The following is a 14,927-nucleotide window of genomic DNA, read 5'->3' as shown; positions in this document are numbered from 1 at the left end:
TTCGCGCGTGTAGCAATAGCCCATGCGATCCTGGTTGTTCGCACGACCGCCGCGGCGGCTCACCTGGTACACCGAAAACTTCAATTCTTCTCCCTCGTGGCAGGTTTGCCCTGCTCAGGCCCCGGAGTTTGCACCGCCTGGACGGGCGCGCCAAATCGGGTGACATCCCGCACCTTTTGTACTTGCGACTTGGTATCGTTCACCAACTCGTCAATGTGCAGCCGGAGTTTCTCGCCCATGGTCAGATTGGTGTAGCGCCGCGCGTTTTCCGCGCCCAGTTCGCGCTGGAGATTGAACACGCTTTGCGGGCGCGCCATGGCATCCAGCGCCATGCACCACTCCACGATCTCGATCAGATTGTCCGAATACACGCCCCGCAATTTGGAGAGCTGGGCCTGCAGCCGGTCTTTCTCCAGCCGCTGCGGCGCTTCGTAGGGCGGGTAGCCCGTCATGCAGGCGTAGATGCAGGCGCCGACGGCATAAATATCGGTCCACGGGCCGAACGCCCCCTCGCGCTTGTACATCTCAGGAGCCGCAAAACCCGGCGTATACATCGGGCGAAAGCGCTTGTCCTGCTGGTTGAGCACTTCGCGCGCCGCGCCAAAATCGATCAGGATGGGCTTGTTGTCATCGGTGATGAACACGTTTGCCGGCTTGATGTCGAGGTGCAGCATCTTGTGCTGATGCACCACGCGCAAGCCCTGCAAAATGTCATCGAACAGCGAGCGGATGGTCGACTCGCGAAAAATCTTCTTTCGCTTGAGCTCGCGCGCGGTGATGACGAACTCCTGGAGCGACGCGCCCTCCAGATAATTCATCACCATATATACCGTGTCGTTTTCTCGAAAAAAGTTGAGCACGCTGACGACGCTGGGATGCGATATCTGCGCCAGCGAGCGGCCTTCCTCAAAAAAACTCTTCAGGCCCAGGCGGTAGAGCGCGAGTTTGTCGGGCGGCACCACTGGGCTCGACTCGCCCGGCCCCCGCTCCACCAGCGAGGCCGGCAGATACTCCTTCACGGCCACTTTCTGCCCATCGGAGCTCAGCGCCAGATACACCACGCCAAAACCGCCGCTGGCGACCTTGCGCACAATGCGGTAGCCGCCCACTTGCGATTCGGGAGCGAGTGGGGCGGGTTTGGATTTGGGCGAGGTGGCCATGAAAACGAAGGCTAGCAGCCTACCGGCGAAAGGAGTGTGGAAAAATACATGCAAAGGGGATGCGATTGAAGCCAATTTATAGCATGACTGGCTACGGCCAAAATAGTGCACAACTCTCGACCGGAGCCAAGATCCATATCGAGTTGCGCTCGGTCAACAGCCGCTTTCTCGACATCGCCTTCCGGCTGCCTGAAGAACTGCGGGGCGCAGAGGCGGCGATGCGGCAATCCATCACCCAGACATTGCGCCGCGGCAAGATCGACTGCCGCGCGGTTTTCGAGGCGCCGCAAAGTGCACCCGCCTTGCCCGACGCCAGCGCCGCCGTGCCGCTGCTGGCCTTCGATACCGCCCTGCGCGCCCTGGCGCCTCACCTCGCCCCGCTCTCGGTCGGCGAAGTGCTGCGTTTCATCGGCGGCGCGCAGGAAGATCATGCCGACGCCGCCGAAATCGCGCAGGTCGCCAGCCTAGCCACCCAGCAGGCCCTGGCCGCGCTGGTCGCGGCGCGCGCCCTCGAAGGCGACCGTCTGCGCACCCTGTTGCAGGGTCGCATCGAACAGATCGGTCGACATGCAGCCCGGGCGCGCGAGATCGTGCCCCTCGCCGTGGAGCGCCAGCAAGCGCGGTTCACCGCCCGCTGGGAAGAAGCACTGGCGGCCTTGACCGGCGTGGAGACCAGCGTCGAAACGCTCAAAGACCGTCGCCTGCAGGAAGCCGCCAGTTTTGCCATTCGTATCGACGTGGCCGAAGAGCTCGATCGCCTTCAGGCCCACCTGCAAACCCTGCGCGATCTGCTCGCCCAGGGCGGAGAGTTGGGCAAGCGGCTGGACTTTCTCATCCAGGAGCTGCACCGGGAGGCCAACACACTGGGCTCCAAATCCGCCGCACTCGAACTCAGCGAAATTGCGCTCGAACTCAAGGTCCTGATCGAGCAGATGCGCGAGCAGGTGCAGAACATCGAATAAATCAGGCCGCCACGTGTCCTCCCACTTTCCCGGAAACCTGTTTGTCGTCGCTGCCCCCAGTGGGGCGGGCAAGTCCAGCCTCGTCAATGCCTTGCTCGCCGAGGACTCGGGCATCCAGCTCTCGGTGTCTTGCACCACGCGCGCGCCGCGGGGCGCCGAGATCGATGGCGTGCATTACGTCTTCATCGATAGCCCCGAATTTCAGCGCCGCATCGACGCGAACGAATTTCTCGAATGGGCCGAGGTGCACGGCAACCGCTACGGCACCTCCAAGCGCTGGCTGGAAAGCCGCATGGCCGACGGCATGGACGTGCTGCTCGAAATCGACTGGCAGGGCGCCGCGCAGGTGCGCAAGCAATTCGACAACGCGGTGAGCATCTTCATCCTGCCGCCCTCGTTCGAGGAACTGCGGCAACGGCTCACCCGCCGCGCGGAAGACGCACCCGAAGTCATCGAACAGCGTCTGCGTGAAGCCCGCATCGAGTTGGCGCAGGCGAAGAACTTCGACTTTATAATTGTGAATCAAGACTTTACGCACGCCTTGCGCGATCTGAAGCAAGTCGTCGCCGCACAGCGGCTACGCTATGCCGCGCAACGCCTTTCCCATCCCGAGGTCTTTCGCGCCCTCGGCATCCTCTGAACTGGAACTCTGACATCATGGCCCGTATTACCGTTGAAGACTGCCTGGAAAAAATCCCCAACCGCTTCCAGCTCGTTCTGGCCGCCACTTACCGCGCCCGCATGCTGGAGCAGGGTCATTCGCCCAAGCTGGAATCGAAAGACAAGCCCGCCGTCACCGCCCTGCGCGAAATCGCCGCGGGCCTGACCGGCATTGAGATGCTGAAAAAAGTACCCACCTGATTTCAACATGCCCAGCAGCCACACCGCCACGCCCGATCCGAAAGCCTCGGTCACGGGTCTGGCTGTGCCGGCTGCGGGCCAGGTTGCCGCAGTCAAGCGCCCGCGCGCGCGGGCTAAAAGTGCCACGGCCGAGCCCGAGCCTGCGGCGATCGCGACTAGCGATGAGGCGGCCGCAACCCGGCACGTCTGCGTGAGTCTGGCCAGTCTGCTCGACAAACTTCAGGCCTATCTCCCCGAAGCCGATCTGCAAAGAATCCGCGAGGCTTATCGCTTCGCCGATGCGGCGCATCTCGGGCAATACCGCGCCAGCGGCGAGCCCTACATTTCTCATCCCGTGGCGGTTGCCGAGCTCTGCGCCGACTGGAAGCTCGACACCCAGGCCATCATGGCCGCGCTGCTGCACGACACCGCCGAAGACAAGGGCATCACCCAGGCTGAACTCATCGAGCATTTCGGCAGCACCGTGGCTGACCTGGTGGATGGGCTGACCAAGCTCGACAAGCTGCAGTTCTCCAACCGTGAGGAAAACCAATCGGAGAGCTTTCGCAAGATGCTGCTGGCGATGGCGCGCGACATTCGCGTCATCCTCGTCAAGCTCGCTGACCGTCTCCACAATATGCGCACCCTGGGCGCGATGGCGGCGAGCAAGCGGGTGCGCATTTCGCGCGAGACGATGGACATCTACGCGCCCATCGCGCACCGCCTCGGGCTCAATCTCGTTTACCGCGAACTTCAGGATCTCGGCTTTGCCAACAGCCACCCCAACCGCTACGCCGTGCTGTCTCGCGCGGTGCTGGCTGCCCGTGGCAACCGGCACGGTTTGGTGGAGAAGATTCTGGCGGCAGCGCAGGCTGCACTGAACGAGGCACTGGTGCCCTCGCAGTTGTTCGGTCGCGAAAAAACGCTGTATTCCATCTATCGCAAGATGCGAAGCAAGCATCTGAGCTTTGCGCATATTCAAGACATTTTCGGCTTTCGCGTGCTGGTGCCTGATGTGCTCGACTGCTACCGGGCGCTGGGCGTGCTTCACAGTTTGTACAAGCCCATGCCGGGCAAGTTCGAGGACTACATCGCCATTCCCAAGGCCAATGGTTACCAGTCGCTGCACACCACGCTGATCGGGCCGAACGGCAATCCCATCGAATTTCAGATCCGCACCGAGGCGATGCACCGCATTGCCGAGAGCGGGGTGGCCGCTCACTGGCTTTACAAAACACCGGAAGACAAGCCGGCCCCGCAGCAGGCGCAGACCAATGCCTGGCTGCAATCGCTGCTGGACATCCAGACCGAGAACCGCGACTGGGCCGATTTTCTCGAAACCGTCAAGGTCGATCTGGCGCCCGATGCGGTCTATGTGTTCACCCCCAAATCGCGCATTCTGGCGCTGCCGCGCGGCGCCACGCCGGTCGATTTTGCCTATGCCATCCACACCAATCTGGGCGACCAGACGGTGGCGGCCAAGGTGAACAACGCGCTGGTGCCCTTGCGCACCGAGTTGCGCAGCGGCGATGTGGTCGAGATCATCACCGCGCCGGCCTCGCGCCCCAATCCGAGCTGGCTGAGCTTCGTGCGCACCGGGCGGGCGCGTTCCAAGATTCGACACGCGCTGCGCACCACGCAGCAGGCCGAATCCGTCGAATTGGGTCGCCGCCTGTTGCAAAGCGCGCTGCGCCACGAGCATCTCGATCTGCTCACGCTCGACGACGCGGTGTGGGACAAACTGCTGCGCTGGACGGGCTTCAAGTCGCGCGACGATCTGTACGCCGACATTGGCCTGGGCAAGCGCGTGGCCGACATTCTGGCCAAGCGCGTGGTCGCGCTCATCTCCCCGCAGGACGCGCTGTCCGCCCCCTTGCTCGACACCATCGAACGTCTGGAAAGCCGTGCCGCCCACGATGCCAAATCTTCTTTGCAGCTCGACGGCAGCGAAGGCATCTCGGTGCGCTACGCCCCCTGCTGCCGCCCCATACCGGGCGACGCGATCATCGGCTATCTGGGCAAGGGCGAAGGCCTGATCGTGCACCAGCAAGACTGCGACATCGCGCGCCGCCTGTTCCAGAAAGACCCGGACCGCTGGATCGATCTGAGCTGGGCGGACGAATGCACCCGGCCTTTCGAAACCGGCGTGAGCGTGATCGTGCAGAACACCAAAGGCGTGCTCGCCCGCGTGGCGGCCGCCATCAGCGAGCACGACAGCGACATCGCCCACGTCACGATGGACGAAGACTCGCAACAGGCCACCACCGAGCTGCGTTTCGTCGTGCAGGTGCGCGACCGCAAACATCTGGCCGACGTGCTGCGCGCCTTGCGCCGCCTGCAATTTGTGGTGCGCGCCAGCCGGGCGAAAAACCGTGCGGCGGGTTTGGGCTCAGGCAATTCCTGAGCATCCCCAGGCTGCGCGCCAGACCTCAGTCGCGAGGCGGATAGGTCACTTCGAGAATCTCCAGCGTCGCCATGCCGCCCGGTGTCGGCAGGCTCACGCTGTCGCCTTCGCGGGCTTTGAGCAGCGCGCGCGCCACGGGCGAAATCCAGCTGATCTTCCCCTGCAGCGGCTCGGTCTCGTCGATGCCGACGATGGTGATGGTGTGCTCCGCCGCCTTGTCGTCGGCGTAGCGCACGGTGGCGCCGAAGAACACCTGATCGTTGCCGTGCTGCAGGCGGGCATCGACCACTTCGGCGATGTCCAGCCGCTTGGTGAGAAAGCGGATGCGCCGGTCGATCTCGCGCAGCCGTTTTTTGCCGTAGATGTAATCGCCGTTTTCCGAGCGGTCGCCGTTTTTCGCCGCCCAAGACACGGTCTCGACCACCTTCGGGCGCTCATCCTCGACCAGAGTCTTGAGTTCGGCGCGCAGCCGGGCGTAGCCCTGCGGCGTGAGGTAATTCTTGCCGCCCGGCGGCAGCGGCGGGAGTTGGGCGCCGCCGTCCTCGTCGTCGTCGGCGTCAGAGGTTTGTTCGCGGACAAAGGCCTTGTTCATGGGGAACTCAGTGTATCGATGCGCGAGAGCAATCCGCTGGCCCTGTGGGTGACGCGCTGGATGCCCTCATGCAGCGTCTGCAGGTCTGCGCAGGCCAGGGTGAAGAAGCTGCGCGCGCGCGTGATGCCGGTGTAGATCAGTTCGCGGCTGAGCCCGGCGTGGCGCTCGGGCAGCACCAGCACGGTGTGATCGAACTCCGAGCCCTGCGACTGGTGCACCGTCATGGCAAAAGCCGTCTGCACATCGGCCAGGCGGCTGATGCTGACCGAGCGCAGGCTCTGCCCCTGCAGAAACACCACCCGCAAGCCCTGCGTGCCAGTCGGCAAGGCGATGCCGACATCGCCGTTGAGCACGCCCAGATCGTGATCGTTGCGCGTGACCATCACCGGGCGACCCGCGTACCACGCGCCGCGAGCGCGCAGCAGGCCGAGCGTGTCCAGCCGCGCGGCGATGGCTTCGTTCAGCGTCTGTACGCCCCAAGGCCCTTCGCGCACCGCGCACAGCACGCGGCACTGATCGAAAGCCTGCAACACGCGCTGCGCCCAAGTGTTCCAGTCTGCCTCAGCGGTCGGCCCCTGCCGCAGCAACTCGGCGTAGTGGGCATAGCCCTTGGCGCCATCGCGACCCTGCACCGCGACCTCGACCAGCGCCGGGGCTGCCATCGGGGCGAAAACAGGCGCCGGCAACTTGGGCATGGGTAGCAGCCGCACCGCCGCATCGTCGGTCTGCTGCAGCAGCGTCTGCGCCAGCCCGGCATCGCCCGCGTTCACCGCCTGGGCCAGTTGCCCGATGGTGCCGCCGAAGCGATGACTTTTGCGCAGCATCACCACCCGCTGCAACAGCGCTGGGCCGGCGGGGTCGATGAAGGGCTGAGGAATGCGGTCGCCGCACAGCGCCTGCAGCGCCTGCGCCGTTTGTGGCGTATAGCGGCCCTGCTCCGCACTGGTGCACAGCTCGCCGAGCACCGCACCGGCTTCCACCGAAGCCAGCTGATCCTTGTCGCCCAGCAGAATGAGCCGTGCCGCGGGCGGCAAGGCGTCGAGTAGCGCGGCCATCATTTCCAGATGAATCATGGACGCCTCATCGACCAGGAGCACATCCACCTCCAAGGGCTGCGCGGCGTTGCGGGCGAAGCGGCGGGTATCGGGCCGCGCGCCGAGCAGGCTGTGCAGGGTGCGTGCCGGGCCGAGGCGCTGCGACAGTTCGGCCACGCCGGGGAGGGCTGCGAGTTTGGCGAGCTCGCGGTCGATGGACTGCTTGAGCCGGGCTGCGGCCTTGCCCGTGGGAGCCGCCAGCGCCACGCGCAGCGCGCCGGGCTGAGCCCTCGTGGCCCACAGCAAAGCCAGCAGCCGCGCCGCGGTATGCGTTTTGCCGGTGCCGGGGCCGCCGGTGAGCAGGGTGAAACGTCCGCGTAGCGCCAGCGCGCACGCCAGTTTCTGCCAGTCCACTTCCGTATCGTCGGCAGGCGGGAAAAGCTGCGCCAGCAGGGCTGCGGCTGCGGGTGCATCGACCTCGGCTTCATGCTGCAAGCGCTGATGAATCCGCGCGGCCACGGTGTTCTCATCTCGCCAGTAGCGGCGCAGGTACAGCCGTCCGGCGCTCAATATCAGCGGCGCGCCGCGGTCTGTCTCTCCCTCGCAGTAAACGGCCGGGCACTCGCGCATCAGGCGCTCGCCGTCGTCGGGCCAATGCACATCGGGCGGCAAAGGAGGAGCGCCAGCCGTGGCCGCGCGTTCTTTCAAAGCGATGAGGTGTTGCGGCAATTCGCCCAGCAGCACACAGGTATGCCCGCGCCCTTCCAGATCGGCGAGCAGCGCCACGGCCATCGCCAGTGCTGGCGTCATTTGCGGGCAGAGTTCGGCCAGGAAGCGGGCCAGCGCGGCGTCCAGCCGCCGCAGCACGCCTTGCTCCGCCCAGTCGTGCAGCACGTCGAGAACGCGCTGGGTCGGCGCATTCGGGATGTTGGTCAGGGCAGGTTTCATGCGGTCTCCTCGCGCTGGGCAAAGAGGGCGTCGAGCGCGTCGAGCAAGACCCCGTCGGGCGGAATGTGCACGCAGCCCGACTGCGGCCCGCGAACCCCGCGCAGGAACAGATCAATCGCGCCGCCAAGCTGCATTTGCGGGTCGTAGGTCGTGCGCAGCCTGGCCCGCAGCAGGCGATGCAAGGCCAGCATGTAGAGCGCGCATTGCACGTCATAGCGGTGTTCGAGCACGGCGGCTTCCAGCGCCTGCTGCGAATAGTCGGCGTCGTCCGTGCCGAGGACATTGCTCTTGTAGTCGAGCACCCAGTAGCGGCCCGCGTGGTGGAACACCAGATCGGCGAATCCCATCACCATGCCGTGCAGAGTGCGCTCGGTCAGCTCAGGGCGGGCGCGGCCCGGCAGGATGTGCTGCTGGCACAGGGCGTCGATCTCGGCCGCGCGCGCGCGATCGACCGGCAGCCAGAATTCCATCTCCGCCAGTAGCGTGCCAATCTCGGGCAGCGCCGCGCCCAGCGGCGGCAAGGGCGTGGTCAGCACTTCGCTCAACCACTCCAGCAGATCCTGCGAACGCGGCGCATCCCAACCCTGCCAGGCGCAGCGTTGCAACAGGCGGTCGCGCGTTTGCGGGTCTGACAGCGCAAAGCCGTTCTCGCCCAGCCAGGCCAGTTGTTCATGCACGAACTTGCCCACCAGCGCGCCGCGCGGAAAGCGATGGCGCGCGGCAGACGGCTGGGCGGCGGCATGGGCGGGCTGTTCCACGCTCGGCTCGGCTGTCCACAGTTCGTCTTGCACCGCCGCTTGCAAGGCGGGTTGCTGGGTCGAGCGCGGGGTGAGGTCGCGCACCAGCGCGGAGAAGCTGCCGATGCTCCAGTTGCGCTCGAACTGGGCGTGATAATTGGGCGGCTCGATCAAGGCCGGGGCGGGGTGAGCAGCCTGCAAGCGCTGAAGGTCGGCCTCCTGCGCCGCATCAACGAACTGCACCGCCGGGCTGTCGCCAAATGTCTCGCGCAGCAGCTCGGGAATGGCGGTGCCCGTGCGCGGCGCTTCGCCTCCCAACAGATAGCCGATGGCGCTGTGATGCAGCATGCAGATGGCGCTGTTGCCGACTTTCAGCGCGGCGATGCCGACCCACAGCGCATGCCGCGCGCGGGTCAGCGCCACATAGAGCAACCGCAGGTCTTCGCGCAGGCGCTCGCGGTCGCCGGCGCCGTCCTTCGCCTCTTTGAACGCGGTGGCAAACGGCAGAAACACCAGCGGATATTCCAGCCCCTTGGACTTGTGGATGGTGACCACGCGCACCAGATCGGCCTCGCTTTCCAGCCGCACCACCTGTTCTTCGGCGGACTGGCCCGTCATCTGCTCCTGCAGCCAGCGAATCAGCGCCTGCTCGCCATCGAGCGTGCCGCTGGCGGTCTGCAGCAGTTCGGCCAGATGCAGCACATTGGTCAGGCGGCGCTCGCCGTCTTCCTCGCTCAACCAGCGGGCGGGCAGATCGAGCCGGTGCAGCGTCTGGCGCAGCATGGGCAACACCCCCTGACGCAGCCAGATGGCCTGCAGCTCGGCCAACAAGGCCAGCCGGTTCTCGAACACGTCGTCATCGGTAGCCAGCGCGGCCAGCTCGGCTATCGTCGCCCCCAGCGTTGGGGCGGCGAATGCGGCGCGGGCCAGACGGCCGTCGCGCGGCGCGGCCACGGCACGCAGCCAGCGCAGCAGGTCGGCGGTTTCCGGTGAGGCAAACACCGAATCGCGGTCCGACAGATAAACCGAGGCCACGCCCCGGCGTTGAAGCGCGCGGCGCACGGCACGAGCCTCGTCGCCATCGCGCACCAGCACGGCGATGTCGGACTGACGCAGACGCGCAAAGCCCCCGTCGGCCTGACGGAAGCCGGCCTGCGCATCGTTCAGCAGGCCGACGATGCGCGCAGCCGCATGCGCGGCAAACCGCTCGCGTGCATCGCGCTTGGATTCGAGCTCCTGGTGCATGGCGCAGGTCAGCGCGGGCATCGGCCCTTCGGAGCAAATCAATTGCTCGGCCCGCCCGCGCGCACCGACCGCGATGAAAGGCACGGGGTTGTCCGCATCAGGCGCCTTATCGTCTTGGTACAGAAAGGCGCCCGCGCCTGCCCCCACGCCTGTGGCCTGCTCGCGCCGCTCGAACAGTTGGTTGACGCTGTGCACCACCTCAGCGGTCGAGCGGTAGTTGGTCTGCAGCGCCGAGTGCCGCCCCAGCGTGGCTTGCCGTGCGCACAGATAGCTGGCGATGTCCGCGCCGCGAAAGGCGTAGATCGACTGCTTGGGATCGCCGATGAGCAGCACGGCGCTCTGCGGAGTCTGCGCCGTGGTGATGCCGTAGAGGCGATCAAACACGCTGAACTGCAGCGCCGAGGTGTCCTGAAATTCGTCGATGAGCGCAACGGGATATTGCTCCAGAATGCGCGCGCGCAGCCGCTCGCCCTGCGGCCCGGTCAGCGCCGCTTCGAGGCGTTCGAGCTGGTCGTGAAAGCTGAATTGGCCGCTGGCCGCCTTGAGCGTACGCAGCTGGACTTCGACCTGCGCGGCGGCGTAGCTCTGCAGCTCGGGAACGAGGTCGGGCAGATCGGCCAGCGCCGCGCGCAGCGCCTCGACCTCGTTGAACACGATCGGCGGCTCCACCTGCTTGCCCTTGTTGCAGCCGCCGCGCAAGCCGTCGGGCGTGAGCTTGACCCAGACCTTGTCGTCGAGATCGGGCTGCTGCTGCGCGGGGTCATCCAGCCAGGTTTGCAGCGCGTCAAACCAGCCGCAAACGCTGTTCAAACCATATTTGACCTTGCTCAGCGGGTTGGTCGGCGACTGCACCAGCGCACACAGCCATTGCCGCATGGTCGCGATGCGCTCGGCCCATTCCGCCTTGAGCGCGCTTACCTGCGCCTGCTGCAGCTCGTCCAGCCGCTGCCAGAGGGCGAGCAGCGAGGCGTCGTTGACAACACCCGGCGCCGCCCCGGTCTGGGCTGCGCGCAGCCGCGCTTTCACCTCGCCCTCTAGCGCGCCGACGTCCTTCCAAACCTGGAGCACGCCATCCAGCGCCGCGCCTGAAAGCGGATAGACCTGCTGCCGCCAGAAGTCGCGCACGGCCTGCGTGGTGAGTTCGCCTTCGTCGGCCAGCAGGTCTTCGTCGAAGGAATGACCGCTGTCGAAGGCGTGTTCGCGCAGCATGCGCTGGCACCAGGCATCGATGGTGAACACGGCCGCGTCATCCATCGCCTGCGCCGCCATCGCCAGGCGCCAGGCGGCGGTCTGCCGCGCGCTTCCCGGCGGATAGCCGTCCAGCAGGCGCAGCAGAAATTCATCGTCCGCCTTGGGTGCGAGGGCGCCCTGAAAGCACTGCGCCGCCTCCACCAGACGCGCCCGAATGCGTTCGGCCAGTTCGCGTGTGGCAGCGCGGGTGAAGGTCATCACCAGAATCTGCTCAGGGCTCAGCGGGCGGGCAAACGCGCTGGCTTCGTCGCCGTGGCCCAGCACCAGGCGCAGATAGAGCGCGGCGATGGTCCAGGTCTTGCCAGTGCCCGCGCTGGCTTCGATGAGGCGGCTGCCCTGCAGCGGCAAGGTCAGGGCGTCGAGGGGATCGGGGATGGCAGTCATGCGGCTTCTTTCGCGCCCGCAGCGGGCGTCTGTGCGTGGCGGATGACAACCGCCTGCGCCGCCCAGTCGGCCAAGGGCTGAAACAGCTTGGCTTGGTAAGTCTCGAAGCACCCATCCGCGCTCAGGCTGGCAAAGTCGGGAAAGGTGCGCGCGAGGCAGGGCTCCTCGACTTCGCCCGAGGTGGAATAGCCGCCCTCATAGACCTCTTGCCCCTTGCCATTTTTCAGCTCGGCCAGCGCGGTGCGGGCGGTGAACGGCAGCGGGCGGCGCATGCCTTCGCGCCATGCGGCCAGCAGGGTGTGAAGGTGATCTCTGGCTTCATCCGGGGGCAGCGGCGGCAGTTCCACCCGCGCATCGACGCCGATGAGCACGCCCCGCACCGCGTGGCCGCAGGCGCTGGCCGCCAACTGCCGCACCCAGACGTCGGTCAGCTTTTCAGCGCGCGCCTGCGCTTTGCCATCGCTCAGTCTTGACGCGCTGAGCTGCATCCAGATCGGGCTCTGGCCGCCTGTGCGCAGGCCGTCGAGCCAGTCGTCCAGCCGCAAGTCTTGGTGCTCGACGATCAAGGCCCGCTTGTCCACCGCCTGCGGATAGGCCTGCGCCAGCTCGGACCAACTGCGCAGCAGCGGCAGCGCCTCTTGCTCCAGACCTTGCGCCACTCTGCTGCCCAGCGCGCGCAGGGGCAGCGCCCCGCTGCCCTGCAACTGGCGCGCCCGGCGCGCGACGGCGGCCTCGATGCCTTCATCCACGGCGGCCTGCGGATCATCGATCAAGTGGCTGAGCAGGCCGTGGCGGTCGAGCCCGTCGAGCGCGAAGACTTCGTCGTCGTCCTGCGTCTGCAGTTCATCGAACACCACGTCGAGCCGGGTGCGGAAAAACGCCTTGACCGGATTTTTCAGGAAGCGGGCCAGTTGCTGCAGACCCAGCGGTTCGGTGAGCGGCTCGAACGGCATCGGCCCATTTCCGTTCCCGTGCCCGCTCTCGACCACGCCGCCATGCGCTTGCCGCCACTCGCGGGCATAGGTGAACAGCGCGGCATCGCCCTCGAAGTAGCGGCGGCTGAAGGGCTGCAGGGGATGGACGGTGGTGCGCTGCGCGAGCAGGTCACCCTGCCCTTCGCCCTGCCAACCTGCGGCGAGGTAGTCGCGCAACTGGGCCACCAGCACCGACGGCGGCTGCTCGGTGTTGTCGCGCGGGCTGCGACCGGCCCAGCTCACATAGAGCATGCGCCGCGCCGACAGCAGCGCTTCGAGCATGAGGTAACGATCGTCTTCGCGCCGGGCGCGATCTCCGGGCCGGTATTGCCCGGGCTGATGCAGCAGATCGAAGTCGCTGCGCGGGCTGCGGCGCGGATAGTCACCCTCGTTCATGCCCAGCAGGCAGACGACTTCGAAGGGAATGGCGCGCAGCGGCATCAGGGTGCAGAAGGTCACGCCGCCGGCGAGAAAGCGCCCGCCACCTGCGGCCTCGTCCAGCCCGGTCAGCCAGCTCTCGCGCAGCACCTGCAGCGGCACGGCTTGGTCGAACTGCGCGGCGGCGCAATGGTCGAGCCAGGTGGAGAGCGCATCGTCGAGGCGGGCGCGGGTTTCGCGCTCGCGCAGGTCTTGCGGCAGGCTGATGGCGTCGAGCAGATCGCGCGCGTGCTGCACCCACTGGCCCGGCGTGGCGCTTTGCAGGGCCGTATGCCACCAGGCTTGCAGCACGTCGAGCAGATCGGCCAGCGGCCCGACCAGGGCGGCGTCCAGCCCGCCGATTTCGTCATAGGGCACGATGTTCTCAAAGCCGTCTTCGCCCGCCCCGGCATAGCCCAGCAGCATGCGGCGCAGGCCGAAGCGCCAGCTGTTCTGCTCGCCGCAGGCGCCCAGGCCGAGTTGGGCGCGATGGTCGCCGTCCAGCCCCCAGCGCACGCCCGCGCCGGCGATCCATTGCGTCAGCCTCGGCCGGTCTTCGGGCCGCAGGCCGAAGCGCCGCGCAATGGCCGGCACATCGAGCAAGGCGCTGATGTCGGAGGCCAGAATGCGCTCTTGCGGCAGGCGCAGCAGCCAGTCCAGCGCGAGCAGCAGCGGTTCGGTCGCCCGCGCCGACAGGTCGGCGATGTCGAAGGGAATGAAGCGCGCATCCCCCGGCGGATACTGGCCGAACACCGCCCGGATGGCCGGGGCGAACGGGGCGATGTCGGGCGTCATCACCACAATGTCGCGCGGCCGCAGCGGGCGCTCGCCGCCGGGCTGCGCCAGCAGGTGCAGCAACTGGTCGTGAAGGATTTCAACTTCGCGCTGCGCGCTGTGGCCGATGTGAAACACCACCGAACGATCCGCGGCGGAAATGAGCTTGCGCGGATGTTCGGGCAAGGGCAGCAGATCGCGGATGGCAGCCTGCATCTGTTCGAGCAGCGTGTCGCCGGGCGCGTCGTCGAACAGGTCGTGCCGCGGCAGACCGGGACTGTCTACCGAATTCGCCCGGTCGTCGAAGACGTCGAGTTGGCGCATGAAATCGCGCCCCTGCCGCCCCCAGGCCGCCAGCAGCGGGTGAGCGTGGGCGTGCATGGCCTCAAGACTGACCTGCGCCAGGTCGCCCGCCCGCAGCGGCCTGCGAGCCGGTGCCGCGCGCAGCAGCTCGCGTCCCTCGATGATGTCGGCCCAGTGAAATCGGCAGGGATTGGGCAGCGCGATCAACACCTGCACATACCGCGACAGCGCCACCAGGGCATCGAGCACCACGCCCGGCAGGTGCGAAGCGCCAAACAGCACCACCCGGCGCGGCAGCGCGGGGCGGGGCGGGTCAGTTCCGTCTTCGGTCGTTTTCAGTGCCTGCAACATGGCACGCTGCACCTGTGCACGGGTGGATTGACGCTCCGTTTCGCTCAGCTCGGCCAGAATCCGGCGCCACAGCCAGGCCTGCCAGCGCTGATCTTCGGGCAAGGGCGTCGCGCGCCCGAGCGCATCGATGAGCACATCGCGGCCCTGTGCCCAGGCGTCGAGCCAGTCGTCGCGGTAGATCTGATACTGGTCGTAGAGGTCGGCCAGGCGCTGCGCCAGTTGCAGACGGCGCTGCAGGTCTTGACCATGCAGATATTGGAACAGCGGCGCGCAAACGTCCGCATCGAGCGTGCTGCCCTCAAGGAAACGCTGGGCCGGGCTTAGCTCGACCCTGGGGGCACCCAGAAGCCGCATCAAGCGCCAGGTCAGCAGCGGCTTGTCCAGCGGCGATTGCGACGGCGTGGCCGCACGCCCCAGCACCTGCCGATAGGTGCGCCACAGAAACCGCCCGGGCAGTTCAACTCGCGTAGCAGCGCAAATGCCGCCCTGCGCGGCCAGCGCCATCTTCAGCCACTCCGCAGCGCCATTGCTCTGCACCAGAATGACCTCTT

General features: G+C 66.5%; 9 protein-coding genes. 4 read left to right on the top strand and 5 right to left on the bottom strand.

The features are described from left to right. Positions 1-80: 80 nt before the first annotated feature. A complete protein-coding gene (locus AC2VLV_RS03045; RefSeq protein ID WP_486988574.1) occupies positions 81-1,160 on the bottom strand; it encodes a serine/threonine protein kinase in 1,080 nt (359 codons plus the stop codon). An 83-nt stretch (positions 1,161-1,243) separates the two neighbouring features. Between AC2VLV_RS03045 and AC2VLV_RS03040 the strand changes: the two genes are divergently transcribed. The 4 genes from AC2VLV_RS03040 to AC2VLV_RS03025 are packed head-to-tail and all read left to right on the top strand — an operon-like array spanning position 1,244 to position 5,366. Then, a complete protein-coding gene (locus tag AC2VLV_RS03040) occupies positions 1,244-2,122 on the top strand; it encodes a YicC/YloC family endoribonuclease (RefSeq protein WP_486988573.1) in 879 nt (292 codons plus the stop codon). A 13-nt stretch (positions 2,123-2,135) separates the two neighbouring features. Next, entirely contained in the window at positions 2,136-2,762 is a 627-nt protein-coding gene (gmk, locus tag AC2VLV_RS03035; RefSeq protein ID WP_486988572.1) for a guanylate kinase, read from the top strand. A 17-nt stretch (positions 2,763-2,779) separates the two neighbouring features. Continuing rightward, positions 2,780-2,983, top strand: coding sequence for a DNA-directed RNA polymerase subunit omega (rpoZ, locus tag AC2VLV_RS03030; RefSeq protein ID WP_013107045.1), 204 nt, complete (start codon positions 2,780-2,782; stop codon positions 2,981-2,983). Positions 2,984-2,990: 7 nt separating this feature from the next. Beyond that, positions 2,991-5,366, top strand: coding sequence for a RelA/SpoT family protein (locus AC2VLV_RS03025; protein WP_486988571.1), 2,376 nt, complete (start codon positions 2,991-2,993; stop codon positions 5,364-5,366). Between the two features lie 25 nt (positions 5,367-5,391). On the opposite strand, the gene greB is transcribed toward AC2VLV_RS03025, so the two are convergent. From greB to recC, 4 genes are all read right to left on the bottom strand, one after another. Further along, the gene (gene greB / locus AC2VLV_RS03020; RefSeq protein ID WP_486988570.1) at positions 5,392-5,958 is read right to left on the bottom strand and encodes a transcription elongation factor GreB; all 567 of its coding nucleotides are present in this window, start codon (positions 5,956-5,958) and stop codon (positions 5,392-5,394) included. After that, a complete protein-coding gene (gene recD, locus AC2VLV_RS03015) occupies positions 5,955-7,940 on the bottom strand; it encodes an exodeoxyribonuclease V subunit alpha (protein ID WP_486988569.1) in 1,986 nt (661 codons plus the stop codon). The genes greB and recD overlap by 4 nt, the downstream gene beginning before the upstream one ends. Continuing rightward, positions 7,937-11,557, bottom strand: coding sequence for an exodeoxyribonuclease V subunit beta (recB, locus tag AC2VLV_RS03010; RefSeq protein WP_486988568.1), 3,621 nt, complete (start codon positions 11,555-11,557; stop codon positions 7,937-7,939). Before recB ends, recD begins: the two co-directional genes overlap by 4 nt. Then, a partial coding sequence (gene recC, locus AC2VLV_RS03005; protein ID WP_486988567.1) for an exodeoxyribonuclease V subunit gamma occupies positions 11,554-14,927 on the bottom strand: 3,374 nt, incomplete at its 5' end. The genes recC and recB, both read right to left, overlap by 4 nt.

Source organism: Thiomonas sp. TH-17 (assembly GCF_057473305.1).
Note: the sequence above shows the minus strand (reverse complement) of the source record. Positions and strands in the feature narration are given on the sequence as shown.